The 18,690-nt window shown below is 52.4% G+C and carries 21 protein-coding genes; 9 read left to right on the forward strand and 12 right to left on the reverse strand.

The window, feature by feature from the left end; translation table 11 throughout:
* Positions 1–89: 89 nt before the first annotated feature.
* A complete protein-coding gene (locus tag INT84_RS04930; protein WP_194205854.1) occupies positions 90–899 on the reverse strand; it encodes a C40 family peptidase in 810 nt (269 codons plus the stop codon).
* Positions 900–1,242: 343 nt separating this feature from the next.
* Between INT84_RS04930 and INT84_RS04935 the strand changes: the two genes are divergently transcribed.
* The gene (locus tag INT84_RS04935) at positions 1,243–1,590 is read left to right on the forward strand and encodes a Grx4 family monothiol glutaredoxin (RefSeq protein WP_176920853.1); all 348 of its coding nucleotides are present in this window, start codon (positions 1,243–1,245) and stop codon (positions 1,588–1,590) included.
* Between the two features lie 48 nt (positions 1,591–1,638).
* Here INT84_RS04935 and rnt read toward each other — a convergent pair whose 3' ends face one another.
* From rnt to INT84_RS04955, 4 genes are all read right to left on the reverse strand, one after another.
* Positions 1,639–2,286, reverse strand: a complete 648-nt coding sequence (gene rnt, locus INT84_RS04940) for a ribonuclease T (protein WP_176920852.1) — start codon at positions 2,284–2,286, stop codon at positions 1,639–1,641.
* 103 nt (positions 2,287–2,389) lie between these two features.
* Positions 2,390–2,797, reverse strand: coding sequence for a lactoylglutathione lyase (gene gloA / locus INT84_RS04945; RefSeq protein WP_194205855.1), 408 nt, complete (start codon positions 2,795–2,797; stop codon positions 2,390–2,392).
* A 91-nt stretch (positions 2,798–2,888) separates the two neighbouring features.
* Positions 2,889–3,986, reverse strand: coding sequence for an alkene reductase (locus tag INT84_RS04950; protein WP_194205856.1), 1,098 nt, complete (start codon positions 3,984–3,986; stop codon positions 2,889–2,891).
* A gap of 58 nt (positions 3,987–4,044) precedes the next feature.
* A complete protein-coding gene (locus tag INT84_RS04955; protein ID WP_194205857.1) occupies positions 4,045–4,641 on the reverse strand; it encodes a TetR/AcrR family transcriptional regulator in 597 nt (198 codons plus the stop codon).
* 109 nt (positions 4,642–4,750) lie between these two features.
* On the opposite strand from INT84_RS04955, the gene INT84_RS04960 reads away from it, so the two are divergent.
* From INT84_RS04960 to sodC, 3 genes are all read left to right on the forward strand, one after another.
* Positions 4,751–4,990 carry a DUF1289 domain-containing protein gene (locus tag INT84_RS04960; RefSeq protein ID WP_176920848.1) on the forward strand — a complete coding sequence of 80 codons (240 nt, stop codon included), beginning with the start codon at positions 4,751–4,753 and terminating at the stop codon, positions 4,988–4,990.
* Between the two features lie 48 nt (positions 4,991–5,038).
* Entirely contained in the window at positions 5,039–5,935 is an 897-nt protein-coding gene (locus tag INT84_RS04965) for an aldo/keto reductase family oxidoreductase (protein WP_194206114.1), read from the forward strand.
* 81 nt (positions 5,936–6,016) lie between these two features.
* Positions 6,017–6,538: a superoxide dismutase [Cu-Zn] SodC gene (sodC, locus tag INT84_RS04970; protein WP_194205858.1), complete on the forward strand. Its 522-nt coding sequence runs from the start codon at positions 6,017–6,019 to the stop codon at positions 6,536–6,538.
* Here sodC and INT84_RS04975 read toward each other — a convergent pair whose 3' ends face one another.
* From INT84_RS04975 to INT84_RS04985, 3 genes are read right to left on the reverse strand one after another with little or no spacing between them, the layout of a single operon-like run.
* Positions 6,539–8,554 carry an FUSC family protein gene (locus tag INT84_RS04975; RefSeq protein ID WP_194205859.1) on the reverse strand — a complete coding sequence of 672 codons (2,016 nt, stop codon included), beginning with the start codon at positions 8,552–8,554 and terminating at the stop codon, positions 6,539–6,541.
* Positions 8,551–9,414, reverse strand: a complete 864-nt coding sequence (locus INT84_RS04980) for an HlyD family secretion protein (protein ID WP_194205860.1) — start codon at positions 9,412–9,414, stop codon at positions 8,551–8,553. The genes INT84_RS04975 and INT84_RS04980 overlap by 4 nt, the downstream gene beginning before the upstream one ends.
* 4 nt (positions 9,415–9,418) lie before the next feature.
* Positions 9,419–9,655: a DUF1656 domain-containing protein gene (locus INT84_RS04985; protein ID WP_176920843.1), complete on the reverse strand. Its 237-nt coding sequence runs from the start codon at positions 9,653–9,655 to the stop codon at positions 9,419–9,421.
* A 195-nt stretch (positions 9,656–9,850) separates the two neighbouring features.
* On the opposite strand from INT84_RS04985, the gene slyA reads away from it, so the two are divergent.
* A complete protein-coding gene (gene slyA / locus INT84_RS04990; RefSeq protein WP_304949796.1) occupies positions 9,851–10,291 on the forward strand; it encodes a transcriptional regulator SlyA in 441 nt (146 codons plus the stop codon).
* Between the two features lie 28 nt (positions 10,292–10,319).
* Here slyA and INT84_RS04995 read toward each other — a convergent pair whose 3' ends face one another.
* Both INT84_RS04995 and slyB read right to left on the reverse strand, forming a co-directional pair.
* Positions 10,320–11,684: a GGDEF domain-containing protein gene (locus tag INT84_RS04995; protein ID WP_194205862.1), complete on the reverse strand. Its 1,365-nt coding sequence runs from the start codon at positions 11,682–11,684 to the stop codon at positions 10,320–10,322.
* A 256-nt stretch (positions 11,685–11,940) separates the two neighbouring features.
* Positions 11,941–12,408, reverse strand: a complete 468-nt coding sequence (gene slyB, locus INT84_RS05000; RefSeq protein ID WP_176920840.1) for an outer membrane lipoprotein SlyB — start codon at positions 12,406–12,408, stop codon at positions 11,941–11,943.
* A 248-nt stretch (positions 12,409–12,656) separates the two neighbouring features.
* Here slyB and anmK point away from each other — a divergent pair, with 248 nt between their 5' ends.
* The 4 genes from anmK (at position 12,657) to tyrS (ending at position 16,318) form a co-directional block, all read left to right on the forward strand.
* Positions 12,657–13,781 (forward strand): anhydro-N-acetylmuramic acid kinase, encoded by a 1,125-nt coding sequence (anmK, locus tag INT84_RS05005; RefSeq protein ID WP_194205863.1) that lies wholly within the window; start codon positions 12,657–12,659, stop codon positions 13,779–13,781.
* A gap of 96 nt (positions 13,782–13,877) precedes the next feature.
* Positions 13,878–14,201, forward strand: coding sequence for a C-type lysozyme inhibitor (mliC, locus tag INT84_RS05010; protein ID WP_176920838.1), 324 nt, complete (start codon positions 13,878–13,880; stop codon positions 14,199–14,201).
* Between the two features lie 59 nt (positions 14,202–14,260).
* Positions 14,261–14,917 carry a pyridoxamine 5'-phosphate oxidase gene (gene pdxH / locus INT84_RS05015; RefSeq protein WP_194205864.1) on the forward strand — a complete coding sequence of 219 codons (657 nt, stop codon included), beginning with the start codon at positions 14,261–14,263 and terminating at the stop codon, positions 14,915–14,917.
* Between the two features lie 126 nt (positions 14,918–15,043).
* Positions 15,044–16,318: a tyrosine--tRNA ligase gene (tyrS, locus tag INT84_RS05020; protein WP_194205865.1), complete on the forward strand. Its 1,275-nt coding sequence runs from the start codon at positions 15,044–15,046 to the stop codon at positions 16,316–16,318.
* Positions 16,319–16,408: 90 nt separating this feature from the next.
* Here the strand turns inward: tyrS and gstA are convergent, their stop codons facing one another.
* Both gstA and dtpA read right to left on the reverse strand, forming a co-directional pair.
* Positions 16,409–17,011, reverse strand: a complete 603-nt coding sequence (gstA, locus tag INT84_RS05025) for a glutathione transferase GstA (RefSeq protein WP_176920835.1) — start codon at positions 17,009–17,011, stop codon at positions 16,409–16,411.
* A 114-nt stretch (positions 17,012–17,125) separates the two neighbouring features.
* Positions 17,126–18,631: a dipeptide/tripeptide permease DtpA gene (dtpA, locus tag INT84_RS05030; protein WP_194205866.1), complete on the reverse strand. Its 1,506-nt coding sequence runs from the start codon at positions 18,629–18,631 to the stop codon at positions 17,126–17,128.
* Positions 18,632–18,690: the final 59 nt, after the last annotated feature.

Below are 18,690 nucleotides of genomic sequence, written 5' to 3' on the forward strand. Positions count from 1 at the left end.
TAATATCCACATAGTAAGCATGGATATATTAACAAAATAATGGAGGCGTAACAAAGGCATATCCTGCTGCGTGAGCAGCAGGATAGCGATTAGCGGATGGTTTTGGGCGTCATTACCCGGCGCGCCCCAACGTAGTGGCGTACCCAGTAATCTTCACTCAACGATGAGATTTGGATATCCTGGCCGCTGCGCGGAGACTGAATAAATTTACCGTTGCCAACGTAAACGCCGACGTGATCGGCGGTGCCGCGTCCCTGAGTACGGAAGAAGACCAGATCGCCGCTTTCGAGGCTGCTGCGCTCAATCGGTGCGGCATCACGCAGATGATACATTTCGTTCGCCGTGCGCGGGATGGGGATCTTGACCAGATCTTTATACGCGTAATAAACCAGACCGCTGCAATCAAATCCGGTACGCGGTGACGAACCGCCCCAGTGATAGGGTTTGCCAATCTGATTCATTAACTTGGACATCGCCGTTTTCTGCGCTTTCTGCATACGGACCTTGTGAACTTCACTCAACGCCAGCGGTTTGGCAGAGGCATTGAGGCATTTATTCTTGTAACCTTTACGCACCGTACATTTTTTATCTGCCAGTTTTACGGCAGCCGTTTTGGTGGGTTTGGTTTTATCACGTCTGGATTTACTGGCGGTGAGGGTCGTTTTGGTTTTCGTTTTGCTGGTACTTTTACTGGATTTCGTCGCTGTTTTATTGACGGTCTTGCTGGTTTTTTTACTGGACGTCTTACTTTTCGTTTTTTGTTCTGAGGCTTTTGCCAGATGCGTTTTCTGTATGGCAGACGCTCTCGTCTGCTCAGAAGCCTGAGCAAGTGGTGAAAAAGCAAGCGATGTAAACAGTAAAGCACAGAGCGTGATCGAGACTTTATTTATCCGCGCCACTGAGCATTCCCCTGGTTCGGGCAGGCATGAAGAGATGCCTGCGCATGATGATGACAAAAAGCCAGTCGATTCTAATGCATAAAAAGCCTGAAAGTTAATAGTCTTTTTGCATCTAAAATACTGATTCGTTACCGAGCGCAAAAAAAATCACCCGTTGGCGGGCAAACTGCGCACAATTTGTGCGATTAATTTGTGTCATCAATAATAAAACGGTATTGATAAAGCATCTTTTGGCTTCAGACGATAGAATAATAGCGAGTGAATAAAATGTTATTTTCGGTCCAGGGCCTGAAACGCTACAATGACAGACTACTGCCGTAAAAGAAGTTAAGGAAGCATGACAATGAGTACGACAATTGAAAAAATTCAGCGTCAGATCGCTGAAAACCCGATCCTGCTGTACATGAAAGGCTCACCGAAATTACCGAGCTGTGGTTTCTCTGCTCAGGCCGTGCAGGCGCTCTCCGCCTGTGGCGAGCGTTTTGCCTATGTTGATATCCTGCAAAATCCGGATATCCGCGCAGAATTGCCGCAGTACGCGAACTGGCCGACCTTCCCACAGCTGTGGGTGGATGGTGAACTGGTTGGCGGCTGCGACATCATTATTGAGATGTATCAGCGCGGCGAGTTGCAGTCACTGATCAAAGAGACTGCCGCCAAACACGCGACTGACGGCACCGACGCTCAGTAAGCTACCGGCAAAAACAAAAAAGCGACTCATGAGTCGCTTTTTTTATCGCTATTGTTCGCTCGCGACGGGCAGCGGCCAGCCGCCAAGGCGTTTCCAGCGATTCACGATTTCGCAAAACAGCAGCGCGGTTTGTTCCGTGTCATACAGGGCGGAATGTGCCTGCGTACTGTCGAAATCAAGCCCGGCGGTAGCGCAGGCTTTGGACAGGACCGTTTGCCCGAGTGCCAGCCCGCTTAACGAGGCGGTGTCGAAGGTGACGAAAGGGTGGAACGGGTTACGCTTCAGCGATGCACGCTCGGCAGCGGCCATCATAAAGCTATGGTCGAAGGTCGCATTGTGCGCCACCATAATCGCCCGGTTACAACCCTGATCTTTAATGCCTTTACGCACCGCTTTGAAAATTGCATGCAGAGCGTCATGTTCGCTGACGGCTCCGCGCAGCGGATTGGTGGGATCGATACCGTTAAATGCCAGCGCTTCAGGCTGTAAATTTGCCCCTTCAAAAGGCTCAACGTGAAAATGCAGCGTCGTGTCCGGCATCAGCCAACCGTGTTCATCCATTTTCAGGGTAATAGCAGCGACTTCGAGTAGCGCATCCGTTTTGGCGTTGAATCCAGCCGTTTCAACATCAATGACGACAGGATAAAAACCACGAAAACGGTCGCACAGACCAGTCAGTTGAGCGTTATCGGACATCAGTATCTCTTAGTAGAAAAAAGTAGCGCGCATTATGGCAAATTTTGCCCGGCGTTGCAGTATGCGAAGAGAAAAGGGTGGGCCAGAACAGGCCCACCGGCAATTAATCGCCCAGACCTTTACCTGCGTCTTTGGCTTCAATCAGCTCAATTTTGTATCCATCAGGATCTTCCACAAAGGCGATCACGGTCGTACCGCCTTTAACCGGACCCGCTTCACGCGTTACGTTACCGCCGTTCTGGCGAATTTTTTCGCAGGCTTCAGCGGCATTATCAACGCTTAGCGCAATATGACCGTAAGCGGTTCCCAGATCGTAACGGTCGGTGCCCCAGTTATAGGTCAGCTCAATCACCGCCTCTTCGCTTTCCGGGCCGTAACCGACGAAGGCGAGGGAGTATTTATATTCCGGGTTTTCGCTGGTACGCAGCAGCGACATGCCAAGGACGTTGGTGTAGAAATCGATAGAGCGTTGCAGGTCGCCCACACGGAGCATAGTGTGAAGTAAGCGCATCTCATCCTCTCAGTTAAAAGTTTGTCTTTTCATTTCAATCAGAAACGTTGTTTTAGTATAGCGGCGGATCCTTGCCGCTATCAATGCAGGATTACAAAGAGGGGTAATCGGTATAGCCTTCAGCGCCGCCACCGTAGAAACTTTCCGGACGTTGCGGGTTCAGTTGCGCTTTGCGTGCCAGGCGCTCGACCAGATCCGGGTTGGCGATGTAATCACGACCGAAAGCGACTGCATCAATCAGACCTTTGGCGATCAGGGTTTCGGCTTTCTCCGGCGTATAGGCACCGGCACCGATAATCGCGCCATCAAAACGCTCGCGGACTTTCTGACGGAATGCCTCGGTATAGGGCTGTCCGCCTGCCCAGTCGGGTTCAGACATATGCAGATAGGCAATGCCGCGCTTGTTCAGCTCTTCAATCAGATACAGGGCATCTTCTTCTTCATTCGGCCCGTTATCCGTATTCTGGAAGGTGCCAACCGGCGAAACGCGGATGCCAATACGGTCGGCGCTCCACTCTTTACTGACGGCATCAATCACTTCCAGCACCAGACGAGCACGATTTTCTACGCTGCCGCCGTACTGGTCGGTACGATGGTTGGAAGAGGGAGACAGGAACTGGTGCAGCAAATAACCATGCGCCGAGTGCAGTTCGACCAGATCAAAACCCGCATCGCGGGCATTAGCCACGGCCTGACGGAAATCATCGACGATACCTGGAATTTCGCTGGTTTCCAGCGCGCGAGGCGTGGAGGTATCAACACGAATAGCATGGCCGTTTTCATCACGCAGCGAGGTACGCGTACCGGCATTTAATGCGGAAGGTGCGACCGGTGCCTGTCCACCAGGCTGAATGCTGCTGTGTGAAATGCGTCCGGTATGCCAGAGCTGCACGGCAATGCGGCCATCTTCGGCATGAACCCCGGCGGTAATTTTCTGCCATGCGGCGATTTGTTCGGCACTGTGCAGGCCAGGTGCCCCGGCATAACCTTTCGCCTGCGCGGAGATCTGCGTTGCCTCAGAGATAATCAGCCCGGAACTGGCGCGCTGGCGATAATATTCGCCCATCAGCGGCGTCGGAATATCGCCCGGTTCAATGCTGCGCAGACGGGTAAGGGGAGCCATAAAGACCCGATTAGGAACAGTAATCGCACCCACTTTTAGGGGGGTAAACAGCTTTTCGGTTGTCATATTCACTCCTGAGTAGACCGGTCGTCTTGAAAAAAAGGAAATAAAAAAACGCCTGTGATTAGTCAGGCGCGGCAATAATGGTTTTGACATGAGCCAGCGCGCTTTCCAGGGGAATAGCACTGCGCGACATTTTGGCCTGCAAATTCGCTCCCAGCCATAAAGAGTAGAGCACCTGCGCCTGGGTATGGGCGTCACCTGAAAATGCCAGGCTCTGATCTTCTCGCCCTTGATCCAGCGCCTGAGCCAGCAGCGAAATAATCATGCTGACGCCGACGTTCATCTCAGAACGCATATCTTCCGACAGGTCACAGACTTCCGCAGACAGTTTGACCGTCAGACAGCCGCTGATGGTGCCGTGCTGGCAAAACTGTTCAATGGTTTGCTGATACCACGCCAGCAAACGAGCGCGGGACGATCCTGGCGCGGTGAAAAAAAGCTGATCCAGCGCCAGTTGATAGCCCGCGTAATGCCGGTGCAGCATGGCCACGCCAAACGCCTCTTTCGAGCGAAAATAGTGATAAAACGACCCTTTAGGAACCTGGGCCGTCTTTAAGAGTTCACTCAATCCCATGCCGGTAAAGCCGCGATGCATGCAAAGCTGCTCGCCTGTGGCAAGGATATGTTCGCGGGTGTCATGTTCAGTATGTCTGGTCATGGCGCTACTCTAATAGACCAGTCGGTCTAATGCAACCCGCCATTTTAAGTTGCGCGTTCCTCGATGAGGGTCTTCAATAACAGTTATCATCCATACACGGGAGGTAGTCGTGGCAGAACAACTGGAGTTTTTCCCGCTGCAAAGCCCTTGCCGTGGCATCTGTCAGGTGGATGAGCGCGGATTTTGTCGCGGCTGTATGCGCAGCCGGGAAGAGCGTTTTAACTGGCAGCATTTCAGCGATGCGCAAAAACAGCAGGTGCTGCGACTGTGCCGCCAGCGTTTATTGCGTAAATTACGCGCAAACAAACCCGCTTCCGATGAAGAACCGCAGCAACCCTCACTTTTTTGATAACGTAATTACGTATACTCAATGAAATTCTTTGTTGAGGAAAACATGATGGTTCAACGTATTACCATGGCTCCGCAAGGGCCGGAATTTTCACGTTTTGTGATGGGCTACTGGCGGTTAATGGACTGGAAAATGTCCGCGCAGCAACTGGTCAGTTTTATCGAAGCGCATCTTGATCTGGGGATCACCACTGTCGATCATGCCGATATTTACGGTGGCTATCAGTGTGAAGCCGCGTTCGGCGAGGCGCTAAAGCTCGCGCCGCATTTACGTGAGCGGATGGAAATTGTCTCCAAATGTGGGATAGCTATCACTGCCCGGCCGGAAAACACGTTGGGGCACTACATCACCGATCGCGATCACATCATCCGTAGTACCGAACAGTCGCTGAAAAATCTGGCGACTGACCGTCTGGATCTATTGCTGATCCATCGCCCCGATCCCCTGATGGACGCGGATGACGTCGCGGAGGCTTTTCTGGCGTTGCATCAGAGCGGGAAAGTGCGTCATTTTGGGGTATCTAACTTTACGCCTCGCCAGTTCACCCTCCTGCAATCGCGCCTGCCGTTCACCCTGACCACCAATCAGGTCGAAATCTCTCCGGTTCACCAGCCGTTGCTGCTTGACGGCACGTTAGATCAGCTTCAGCAGTTGCGTATTCGTCCGATGGCGTGGTCCTGCCTGGGCGGCGGGCGTTTATTTAATGACGAATCGTTTAAACCATTACGCGATGAACTAACGACAGTGGCGCAGGAAGTGGGTGCCGACAGCATTGAGCAGGTGGTTTATGCCTGGATCCTCCGTTTGCCGTCGCAGCCGCTGCCGATTATTGGCTCGGGCAAAATTGAGCGCGTACGCTCGGCCATCGCCGCAGAGCAACTGCAATTAACCCGCCAGCAGTGGTTCCGCATCCGTAAAGCCGCACTCGGGTACGATGTGCCCTGACGCACGCTTTTAAGCACTTCCCGGTGAGAGCTGTGTCCGTGGTTTACACTTATCGCGGACACTGAATTTACCGGAGGTTATATGAAGCGTTTTAATCTGGCTCTGTTAGTGCTGGTCGTCTGTACCGGCGCGCAGGCCGCAAGTGAAGAAGTGCAGATGAATCTGGTCACCTCACAGGGGATTGGTCAGTCGATTGGTGAAGTGAAAATTAGCGAGACCGATAAAGGGCTGGAGTTTGCACCGGATCTCAAAGCGCTGCCACCCGGTGAGCGTGGCTTTCACGTTCATGCCATGGGCAGTTGCGAACCGGCGATGAAGGCGGGAAAACCCAGCGCGGCAGAAGCGGCGGGTGGACATCTCGATCCGCAAAAAACAGGTAAACATGAGGGACCGGAAGGCCATGGTCATGCCGGCGATCTCCCGGTGCTGGTGGTGGACAAAGACGGTAAAGCTACGCAGGCGGTAGTTGCCCCGCGCCTGAAAAAACTTGATGAGGTGAAGGGCAAGGCGCTGATGATCCACGTCGGGGGCGATAATATGTCTGATAAACCTGAACCGTTAGGCGGTGGCGGGGCACGTTTCGCCTGTGGTGTGATTAAATAATCAGTGTTGAACCGCTGCGGTGGCGGGTGCCATTTCCAGCTGCGAGAGTGAGCACTGTAATCGCCAGACAATCGCCGCCAGCTCTCTGGCGGCAGGCTGGTGATGCCGTGAGAGGGTGTCACTAATACGCTGTAATTCCTTTAACGTGACGGCCAGCGGGCGCTGCTGAACGCCGCGCTCGCTCATGACATCGCGTAACAGCGTCATACAAATATCCCGAACCCGCGCCAGCGGATCGGAACGCGTCTCCCATTCACGCAGCTGCCAGACCACATGCGAGCAATTCAGAAGCACAACGCCCCAGCGCAGTAGCCAGCGCCGCGCCAGCGCGTCCTGACTATTACTGAGCTGGCTAATGCGGTGGTAGACCAGCGACTCAAATTCATTTTCACTGTGCAGAGGATGCGAGCGCAACTGGTCGATAAAGTGACGCCGTAACGCCGTGATGTGGCGTCGGCTTTTTCGCGCATCGGAACCGGGGCGCAGCACAGCAAACGCCAGCCATGCCAGCCCAACGCCAAGAATTTTGGCAATATTATCATTGAGGAAATCAGCGAAATCGTAAACCGGCGGATTGGTCACCGCGATGAACGATCCCATGAAGACGATCAACTGCCCCCACAGACCCGCCTGCTTAGCGATTTGTAACTTGAACAGTTGCATAGTGGTCAACAGAGGGAAAAGGAAAAGCAGGAATTGCCACAGCTCGGTGATCTGCACCATAAGGCCAAATTTGACGACGAAGCTAAAAAGCGACAGGAGCAGCAAGGTTCGCAACAGCAACGTGAGGGAATTAAACGGCGACGGCACCATGGCGTAGATCACGCAACCGATTGACGTCATCGTCAGCGCTGCCGAGCCTGAATCCCACTGGGTGTTGATACTCCATGCGCCCACCATCCACAGTGCGACAAAGGCGCGAAAGCCGTTCCACAGCGCTTCAATATAATCAGTATGGCGTGCCAGCGCCGGGCTGGCCGGAACCGCAAACTGCGCCACCGCCGACGCGTTCTCCAGCCTGCGTAGCCAGCGGCTACTGCGCAAATACACAGAGCAAAAGTAGCGCAATCGCTGCCAGAAGGCATGGTGCCGATGATCCTGCGGATCACGCGGTGCAAGCGGCGCGATAATACGCGAAAGGGTGTAGATATCCGCATCCGGTCGGGCTAATGCCTGAATCAGGTTGCTCAGCACCTGCTGCATATTCGCCGGCGGATTGGGCCAGTTCATCAGCATTCGTCGCTGGCTGGAGATGAGGCTGGTCATGCGCAACTGCTGATGCAAAAGATAATTGAGCAGATTGTTTTGTCGACGAAAACGGTAGTGGCTCCAGAACGCCTGAATGCGCAGCAGGTTCATGGTCAGGATTTGGCGGATCACCCCTTCATGCGCGGTACGAATGGCATCGGTTGTGTCTTGCTGCCAGAGCAATGCCGCGTGCTCCAGCAGTCGCGCATGCATGTTTTTAAGCGCGGTCAGCAGCGTGGTGCCATCAGAGGTACTGGGCAGGATCATCATCATCATGCCGCCGCACAGAATCCCCAGCATCACTTCGCACACGCGCGCCTGGGCTATTTCCCATAGCTGGGTGGCATCGACAATGTTAATCACCGGAAACGCGATGATCGCGGCGGTATAGCCTGAAAGCTGAAAAGCATAGGCAACGTTATTGTTAAACATGGCGCAGGCCCAGGTACAGACTGCAATCCACGCCGAAATGCTGAGCAGAAACAGCCACGGGTCGACCAGCGTATGTCCCGCGATAATCAGCGCGGCGGTCGCACCAAACAGGCTCCCGGCAATGCGGCCAAAACTTTTACTGATAACGCCGCCGACCGTTGGAAAGCTAACCACTGCCGCCGAAGTCATTGCCCAGTAGGGCTCATCCAGATTCAGAGAGTAGGCGATGCTCAGCGCCAGGCACATCGCCATGGTATTACGCAGCGCATAACGCCACTGTCCAGGGGTGGCTTTACCCCAGGGCAGGCTTTGCCATGACAGGTACACGGGCTTCATTTACGTTCGCCAATAGCCACGCTGCACGTCGTCCCGGAGACCAGCGTGATATCTTTCGGCAGGTTATCGAATTCAATTCGTACCGGAACACGCTGCGCCAGTCTGACCCAGGGAATATTGGGTTTGATATCGGCCACCAGCCCGCTGTCGCTTTCAACGCTCTGATCGTAGATAGCTCGGCCAATACTGGAAACGTGACCCTGTAACGTTTGATCGCTACTGTAGAGAATGATTTTCGCCGCTTTTCCTGGCTGAATATGCCGCAGTTTCGTCTCTTCAAAATAGCCAATGACATAAAACGAATGGCTGTCAACCAGGGCAAAAACCGGTTGGCCTTCGGAGGCATAGTTGCCGACCCGTGTGGAGAGGTTGGTGATCCATCCGTCAACCGGGGCTTTGACCGTGGTTTGTTCGAGCTGCCACCTGGCGTGGTCAAGCGTTGCCTGAGCTGCCTCCACGCTGGCTTTCATGGCCTCTACCGTGGTGTTGGCGGTATCGAGATCTTCTGCTGAGATATAGTTTTGTGGCAAATTGCGGCGACGGCTGGCTTCATGGCTGGCTTTGGTGAGATCGGCGCGGGCTTTGGCTAACTGCGCTTGCGCATTGAGGACGGCGATGCGCCAGGGCGTTTCATCGAGCCGGAACAGTACGTCGCCAGCCTTAACAAACTGGTTGTCGACCACGTTTAAGGACTGGATCGTCCCCGAGACTTGCGGCGTAATATTAACCTGCTCAGCACGAACTTTACCGTCGCGAGTCCAGGGGGAGTGCATATAAAAATTCCACATCGCCCATACTGCTGCCACCGCCACGACGACCACCAGCAGGGTGGAAAAGTATTTTAATTTTTTGAAAGCCATAGCATCACCACGAGACGAGGATAACCAGCGCCAGACATACAGAGAGCGCAAACAAAGAGAGATCCATCAGCATTGGATGCCAGATGTCGCCAGCATACATCCAGTCGCGCAGTTGGCGATGCACGACAAGCCAGATCAGAAAGCCCACTATCACGGCTTTGAAAAGTGGGGGGAAGTAGATGGATGCACCAGCCACCAGATCCTCCAGGAGTAATCCTGAAGCATTGAAAATCAACTCCACAAGCAAAAATCCTTTGCAGTAAATGAGTATTGCCTCGTCAGCATCAACTAAGCTTGCAAACGGTGCGCCGGTTTTACTGAGTGTAAATCATTGCAATTCCCGGGGCGAATGCGGCAATGCATTTGTTTTGGCAATACAAATGCTGCACACTATTCTAAAATCAGTATAATAACTTAGCAAGCTAATTATAAGGAGATGAAATTGGAATCGCCACTAGGATCTGACCTGGCACGTCTGGTGCGTATCTGGCGGGCTCTGATTGACCATCGCCTCAAACCTCTGGAGTTAACGCAGACACATTGGGTCACGCTGCATAATATACATCAGCTACCTCCCGAACAGTCGCAAATTCAGTTGGCAAAAGCGATAGGTATTGAGCAGCCATCCCTGGTTCGTACGTTAGATCAGCTGGAGGAAAAAGGGCTTATCTCCCGGCAAACCTGTGCCAACGATCGCCGTGCAAAACGCATCAAGCTCACCGCAAAAGCTGAGCCTCTCATTGCGGAAATGGAAGGCGTTATCAGTAAAACGCGGGGAGAGATCCTGTCCGGGATCTCTCCTGAGGAACTGGAATCCCTGATCAGTATGATTCAGCGCCTGGAACACAATATCATCGACCTCCAGGCAAAAGGGTGAAAGCAGAGCCTTGCACAATGCAAGGCTCTTACTCTTCCCAGACCACCACCCGATTACGTCCTGTCTCTTTCGCCTGATACATCGCCTTGTCCGCCCGTTCCACGCACGTTTCGGCAGAGAGTGAAGGGCTGGTCGCGGTATAGACCCCAAGAGAAATCGTGATCGGCTCCGGCAATTGCTGCTGGCTGGTCGCGGCATCATGCCCGGCAATAGTAAGGCGAATACGTTCGGCAATATTTTGTGCATCCTGCGCTGTCGTATTGGTCAGAAGCAACGCAAATTCTTCACCGCCGATGCGTGCGGCCACATCATCCACACGAACCGCCTGTTGCAGGACGCTGGCAACGAATTGAATCACTTTATCGCCCTGTAAATGTCCATACGTATCATTGATGCGCTTAAAACGGTCCAGATCGCTGACGATAACCGATACGGGCCTGAGTGCAGACGCTTCAACCAGTTGTTTGACCAGCGTATCGTAAAAATAGCTGCGATTATGTAAACGAGTCAGCGGATCGCGGATTGAGTTTTGGTACGAATGAAGGTATTTATTCCGCGAATCGCGGTAAAGATTGAAAATGTCATACAGCAGGGTGAAGATAATAAACAGCGTTGAGGTGGCTTCAAAAAAACGCGCCTGATACCAGGCCAGCCCGTCACTATTGCGGTCGGAAAGCAGAAAAATCACGGTGAAGATATAACAAATGCAAAAGAAGCCGCCGCTAAACCAAAAAACATTTCTTAATTGGGTAACGCGTAGCAGCATTATTAACGTCAATGCCCATAACGCGACCAGTAACCAACTGAAAAAATGATTCCACAACCTTGTGAAGGCATGCGTTTCATTATCTACCAGCGAAACACTTAACAGCGGATTATAACTGGAGTATAGATATGCCAGTAGCAGCATTAATAGCGTAAAAAAGACGATCCCTGAAACAATCATCGTATGGAACCCTGCGCCTCGCTCGGCCCACTTTTGCTGGCGGAATAAAACAACAGAGGTGGCAAATAACATCGCCATCATCATATTACGAAAAGTAAAAAAAATGATGGCGTCGTTGTAGTTAGCGACGCTGCTGGAGTGACATATAAACCAGGCCGGAAAGCTGTGGAGCGTGCCGATCATCATGATGGCGGAGCCCGCGAACGCACAGGCAATAGCGACCAGATAGAGATGTTTTTTATCGCACATGTACTTCATTAGCATAAAGCCCGCGACCATGACATGAAACACCAGCAAAAAGATGGTCATTGCCGGAAAAAGCAGCGGCGACAGCGACTGGTCGAGTTGAATTAGCTGTCTGAATGCCAGTTCCAGTAAGGTAATGGCGATAAAACCGATCGCGAAGAAAAAGAAATAGCGATGCAGGTGATGTTTTTTTTCACTCATTAATGACTTCCTGTTGTCCCGTGGAATACCAAAGGGCGTACCTGTCCATTCTTAGACCTTCAGCCTGTTTGTTAACTATTTTATAACTTATAGATAGTGTAAGTATTGCGCGGGAGCAAATTATTCTGTGGAAGACGTTATTTAATGTATTAATTTAGTGAATACAATATTAATTAGTAATACGAATATTGTATGTATTGCGGTGTTCAGACGGGGGAAGCATGTGCGTGGTGAATATTCACCACGCACGAAAGCATTATCGCGGGGAAACGGTAATCTGGCTACCATTGCTGGCCATGGCAACACGCTGACCGGTAGAGAATTTAGAATCACCCTGTTTCTGGACCACCATGATGGTATTACCATCGTCCTTACGGATCTCCAGTTCTACGCCCTGGGTTTTGTTCATTGAACCCTGAACGCCCTGGCCTGCAACGCCACCCGCAACGGCACCGGCGGCAGTTGCCAGCGAGCGACCTGCGCCGCCGCCAATCGTATTACCGAGGAAACCACCCAGCACAGCGCCGCCAATCGCGCCGATAGCATTCGAATCATTACCACCCTGAATTTGCACGGGACGGACATTAACGATAGTGCCGTAAGTCACGTTTTGAACCTGTTTGGCCTCTGATGCAGAATAAACGTCTCCGGACAGGCCACTGTTGTTCACACAGCCTGCCAGCGTAAAACCAATCATCGAAACGGCTAATGCACGTAAAATCATCTATGAATCTCCTGTTCACCAAGAAAGCTCAGGCGAGCATCCGTCTATAAGTAATTATATGCGTTTCAACGCCACAGTTCATAGCGTGCGGCGAAACAATAGCAAAAATAATAATCTGCCGGGGATTAACCATACGTAAACGGCGCGTTCCATTGTACAAATATTGATAAAAAATATTAACGGATCATAGTATTAGGTGTCATTTTGTGATGGAGTAAAACCATCACCAGGCAAATTAAGGAAGACGAATGATATCGGGTCGCTACATTGGTGTTATGTCAGGCACCAGTCTTGATGGTGTGGATGTTGTCCTCGCGACGATTGATGAAAATATGGTGGCGCAACAGGCCAGCTTGTCATGGCCGATCCCGCTGGCACTAAAAGAGGCGATTCTGGCTATTTGCCAGGGCCAACAGCTGACATTGTCGCAACTGGGACAATTAGATACTCGTCTGGGACGCCTGTTTGCCGAGGCGGTACAGGCTCTGATGCGCCAGGAAAATCTGCGTCCGCAAGAGATTGTCGCCATCGGCTGTCATGGGCAAACCGTATGGCATGAACCCGGTGGCGGTGCCCCGCACACTCTGCAAATTGGTGATAATAACCAGATTGTTGCACACACCGGCATTACCGTGGTGGGGGACTTTCGCCGTCGTGATATGGCCCTTGGCGGTCAGGGCGCGCCGCTGGTGCCCGCTTTTCATCACGCGCTGTTAGCGCATCCCGACGAGCGGCGAATGGTGCTTAACATCGGCGGCATTGCCAATCTTTCGCTTCTGCTGCCGGCTAAGCCGGTGCGGGGTTATGACACCGGTCCGGGAAATATGCTGATGGACGCCTGGATCTGGCGTCAGCGGCAAAAACCCTATGATAAAGACGCTGAGTGGGCCAGCGCGGGCAGGGTGATCATCCCGCTCTTGCAGGAGATGCTCAGCGATCCTTACTTTGCCGCCCCGGCCCCGAAAAGTACCGGCAGAGAATATTTCAACTATGGCTGGCTTCAGTCACATTTATCGCGCTACCCGGGGCTGGATGCCGGGGATGTGCAGGCAACGCTGGCGGAGTTAACGGCGGTGACTATCGCTGAGCAGGTGTTACTCAACGGCGGCTGCGATCGTCTGCTGGTCTGCGGCGGCGGTAGCCGGAATCCGCTGGTGATGGCGCGGCTGGCCGGGCTGCTTGCCGGAACTGAAGTGTCTACCACCGATGCCGCCGGGATATCAGGCGATGATATGGAAGCGCTGGCGTTCGCCTGGCTGGCATGGCGAACTATCGCCGGTAAGCCAGGGAATCTGCCGTCGGTCACTGGCGCATCTGAAGCGACTGTACTGGGGGCCATTTACCCGGCCAATCCGCGGCAAAATAAGAGTTAACCGAATAACCCGCTGGCTATTCTGTCGTTAGACTGGGAGCTTCCAGGGAGGATGGATATATTCTCCCGCGTTCGGAATGTCTGAAGGATCCGTCTAATGAAAAAAATAGCCATCGCCGTCCTCCCGCTCATGCTTGCCGGTTGTAGTTACTATGGTCAAATGGTTGAGCGCATGCATACTGATACTCTTGAATACCAGTGTGACGAAAAACCGTTAACTGTGAAGCTCAATAATACGCGTCAGGAAGTGAATTTCGTCTATGACAATAAACCGCTGACGCTCAAGCAGGGGCTCTCTGCGTCTGGCACGCGGTATACCGATGGGATCTGGGTCTTCTGGTCGAAGGGCGATAGCGCGACGGTCTACAACCGCGATCGTATTGTCCTTAACAACTGTCAGTTGTCCACGGCGAAGCGTTGAGATTTAGACCTGGGCAGCGCACAATAGCGCTACATGATTAACAGTCCAGGTCAAACGCTATGCCAGATAACGATGAACTCCAGCACATCGCGCATTTGCGCCGTGAATATACCCAGGGCGGCCTTCGTCGCCACGATCTCCCTTCGGAACCTCTGGCGCTGTTTGAACGCTGGCTCAAACAAGCGTGCGATGCCCGGCTAGCCGATCCTACCGCCATGGTTGTCGCGACCGTTGATGAACACGGACAACCTTACCAGCGCATTGTGTTATTAAAACACTATGATGAAAAAGGGCTGGTCTTTTACACCAATCTCGGCAGCCGCAAAGCGCATCATCTCGAACAAAACCCGCGTATCAGTCTGCTCTTTCCCTGGCATATGCTGGAGCGTCAGGTCATGGTCATTGGTAAAGCCGAACGGTTATCGACGCTTGATGTGATCAAATACTTCCACAGCCGCCCCCGCGACAGTCAAATTGGGGCCTGGGTCTCCCAGCAGTCCAGCCGCATTTCCGCGCGCGGTATTCTGGAAAGCAAATTCCTTGAACTCAAACAGAAGTTTCAGCAAGGCGAGGTTCCGCTGCCGAGTTTCTGGGGCGGTTTCCGGGTGAGCTTCGAACAGATGGAGTTCTGGCAGGGCGGCGAACATCGCCTGCACGATCGTTTTTTATACCAGCGCGACGGCAATGAGTGGAAAATAGATCGTCTGGCACCGTAATGATGACAAAATGTTGTTTTATGTACTGGTACTCCTGATTCCGGCGCTTTATTCTATGACTCTTTCGCATCAGGCGAACAGTCGTGTACCGGCAAAGGTGCAGTCGTTTTATACATGGAGATTTTGATGGCAAGCAGTAACTTGATTAAACAATTGCAAGAGCGGGGGCTAATTGCCCAGATTACGGACGAAGAAGCGTTAGCAGAGCGACTGGCGCAAGGGCCAATTGCACTCTATTGCGGTTTCGATCCTACCGCTGATAGCTTGCATTTGGGGCATCTTGTTCCATTGTTATGCCTGAAACGCTTCCAGCAGGCCGGGCATAAACCTGTTGCATTGGTGGGCGGCGCGACTGGCCTCATTGGCGATCCGAGCTTCAAAGCTGCCGAACGTAAACTGAATACCGAAGATACGGTGCAACAGTGGGTGGATAAAATCCGCAAACAGGTTGCGCCGTTCCTCGATTTTGATTGCGGCGACAATTCGGCCATCGCGGCCAATAACTACGACTGGTTTGGCGGCATGAACGTGTTGACCTTCCTGCGCGATATCGGCAAACACTTCTCCGTTAACCAGATGATTAACAAAGAAGCGGTCAAGCAGCGCCTCAACCGTGACGACCAGGGGATCTCTTTTACCGAGTTCTCCTACAACCTGCTTCAGGGTTACGATTTTGCCTGCCTGAATAATCTGCACGGCGTTGCGCTGCAAATCGGTGGCTCCGATCAGTGGGGAAATATTACCTCCGGGATCGATCTGACCCGCCGCCTGCATCAAAATCAGGTGTTTGGTCTGACGGTTCCGTTGATCACCAAAGCGGACGGCACTAAATTTGGCAAAACTGAAGGTGGCGCGGTCTGGCTCGATCCGAAGAAAACCAGCCCTTATAAGTTCTACCAGTTCTGGATTAATACCGCGGATGCAGACGTTTATCGCTTCCTGAAATTCTTCACCTTTATGGATATCGCAGACATTAATGCGCTGGAAGAAGAGGATAAAAACAGTGGTAAAGCACCGCGTGCGCAATACGTACTGGCTGAACTGGTGACGCGTCTGGTTCACGGCGAAGAGGGTCTGTCGGCCGCGAAACGCATTACTGAAAGCCTGTTCAATGGTACTCTCAGCGCCCTGAGCGAAGCCGACTTCGAACAGCTCGCCCAGGACGGCGTGCCGATGATCGAAATGGAGAAAGGTGCCGATCTGATGCAGGCGCTGGTGGATTCTGAGCTTCAGCCCTCTCGCGGTCAGGCGCGTAAAACCATCGCTTCCAACGCGGTCACGATTAACGGTGAAAAACAGATCGATCCTGAATATACCTTTGCTGACAGCGATCGTCTGTTCGGACGTTACACTCTGCTGCGTCGGGGCAAGAAAAACTACTGCTTGATCTGCTGGAAGTAACTCAGCAAGGCAAGGAGGGGCGTGGGAAACCACGCCCCTGATTTTTGGGCTCAGGCAGTGAAAAAAAGAACATACTCATCGTTCTTGCTATCAGAGTCCTTCCGCCGCCAGCGCGGCAATCACCGCAGGTCGCGCCGCGACACGATCCATATATGCATTCACATTGCTCAGGTCGTCCATCTTCAATTTTACCGCCCGCGCCCAGCGCAGAACGGTAAAAAGATAGGCGTCAGCAATGGTAAAGCGTAAACCGTTAATCCACTGCTTATCTCTCAGCGCCTCTTCAACGAACTGGAGTTTTTTCTCCAGCTGCGCACGTACAGCGGGTTTGTACTCTTCTGGCGTATCCGGACGGAACAGCGGGGTGAAACCTTTATGCAGCTCAGTGGCAACATAATTGAGCCACTCCAGCGCCTTATAACGCGTAATACTGCCTACAGGAGCCAGAAGCTGACGGTCAGGGACGCTGTCAGCAATATACTGCATGATCGCTGTGCCTTCGGTGAGCAACGTGTTGTCATCCAGTTGAATGGCCGGAACCTGGCCTTTCGGGTTAACGTTGAAAAAGTCGCCACCATTTTCCAGATGTTTATTCGCCAGATCGACTTTCTCCAGCGTAAAGTCCACGCCACTTTCACGCAGAACAATATGTGAAGCGAGAGAGCAGGCACCGGGTTTATAAAAAAGCTTCATCATTACACTCCTTCGAAGGCAACAGTATGCATAGTCGTATGGTAGTGCGACAGCCGCTAAAAAAAAAGCCGCTAACAGGGTTAGCGGCTTAAAAGTCTGTGTTTCCCGATGATATTACGCGGCAGGCGTCTGCGCTGCTTTCACGTCTTTCTCGTCGCTTTGTGTCATGCGGTTAAGTTTCGGCGCAGTAAGCAGCATCAGAATAGCGATGACGCCGGTAGCAATGCCGATCTGCATGAAGACATGGCTATAGACCTGTAAGGAAACCAGAGGATCATTAACGTCTTCAGGAACCGCCATCATGTTTGCGACATAACCGCCGATCAGGTTAGCGCCCGCCGTGGTAAGGAACCAGCTACCCATGATGAAACCCATTAAACGCTGCGGCACCAGCTGCGCAACCATAGCCAGACCCAGTCCGGAAATCATCAGCTCGCCAACGCTCTGCAGGGCATAGCTCAGAACCAGCCAGCCTGAAGAGACAATGCCGGCATCGGTAGCCAGTTTTGCCCCTAACGGCAGAACCAGGAATGCACCTGCGCACAGCACCATGCCAATGGCAAATTTGGTCGGCATCGGCAGCGTATCGCCCATCTTGTTATAGATAGCGGCCAGAATCGGGCTACCGATAATGATCCAGAACGGGTTCAACGCCTGATACTGTTCTGGCTGGACGTTAATGCCGAAAATGGCATGTTCAACGTTGTGAATCGCAAAGAAGTTCAGTGACGTTGGCATCTGGCTATAAAGCACGAAGAAGATAATAGCCTGCAGCATCAGAATGAACGCGACAATCATTTTGCGACGTGCAGCACCCTGCATTGAGAATGCTTCTTTAGCAAAGATGCAGATGATACCCAGCGCGATAACGCCCAGAACCATACGTGCAATACCCTGGTTGTGCAGCAGCCAGGTGGCAATCGCGATCAGAATGACAACGCCCACAATTGTGATTAACAGTTTGCCGACCTTCAGGGGTTCGAAGTCCGGCTTAGAACCGTACTGTTTAACCCAGCGCTGGCAGAAGGCGAAGTTGACCACGGTGATCAGCATGCCCACAACGCTCAGGGCGAACGCCACGCTCCAGCCGAACTCTGCTGCCAGCCATGGAGTTGCCAGCATTGAGAAGAAGGACCCGATGTTGACGGACATGTAGTACATGGTAAAAGCACCGTCGAGACGGGGGTCATCTTTGGCATAGCAGGTAGAAAGCAGGGAGGACGGGTTAGCTTTAAACAGCCCGTTACCTACCGCGATAGTAGCCATACCCATATAGACGACAGCGACATCATGCCCGGACCAGGCGACCAGCGCGTAGCCAATGGCCAGTACGATTGCGCCAAGCATAATGACGCGTTTGGTGCCGAGGACTTTATCGCCCAGCCAGCCGCCGATAGCGACCAGACCATAGACCAACGCGCTGAATGATGAAAACAGCGTAATGGAGTCCGTTTCGGTCATACCCAGTTGTTTTACCAGGTAAACCGCCATAATCCCTTGCAGGCCGTAGAAACCAAAACGTTCCCATAACTCTATCGAGAAGATGAGATAGAACGCTTTTGGTTGTTTGAAAGCGTTCATGCTCACGCTTTCTGTTGGTTTATTGTTTGCAGTTGACACATATACCTCTTTTTTTACATCCCATATCAACGGGGGCGTTTTCGGTGGGATGCTCAATA

The organism is Superficieibacter sp. 1612_C1, from assembly GCF_015234305.1.
GTDB lineage: Bacteria > Pseudomonadota > Gammaproteobacteria > Enterobacterales > Enterobacteriaceae > Superficieibacter.